We start from the raw sequence: 355 nt of genomic DNA, 5'->3' as shown, positions 1-355 counted from the left end.
CAGGCGAACCCGCCAGGGGCGCAGTATCAGCAGCATGATGATGCTGGCGAAGATTAGCCGCAGGGTGGTGGTGCCTTGTGCGCCAACGATGGGGAACATGCTTTTGGCCAAGGAAGCGCCTGACTGGATCGATGCCATGGCAATCAGCAGCAAGCCTATCGGGAAGAGGGTGGCGGCCAGGCTGCGGGGCTGGGTGTTCATTTAAGGGCGGCATTCCTTGGAGGGGGTGGGGTGGGAAATATAGTGCGCAATTAGCAGGGGAGTGGGCAATGCCCTGCAGAGTTTTGTAGCGCTGGCGAGCGTGCAGGGCAGGGTGCAGGCCGAGCACGCTGTTGCTCGGCTGCAGGGATTCTGC

At 61.7% G+C, this 355-nt stretch carries 1 pseudogene; it reads right to left on the bottom strand.

The features are described from left to right. Positions 1–201: pseudogene (locus GYA94_RS26935) on the bottom strand (EamA family transporter); the annotation flags it as partial. Positions 202–355: the final 154 nt, after the last annotated feature.

Origin of the sequence: Pseudomonas juntendi (genome assembly GCF_009932375.1) — a bacterium.
In the GTDB taxonomy this organism is placed as follows: Bacteria; Pseudomonadota; Gammaproteobacteria; order Pseudomonadales; family Pseudomonadaceae; genus Aquipseudomonas; species Aquipseudomonas juntendi.
The sequence above is the reverse complement of the archived record's forward strand: the minus strand, read 5'-3'. Positions and strand labels throughout refer to the sequence as shown.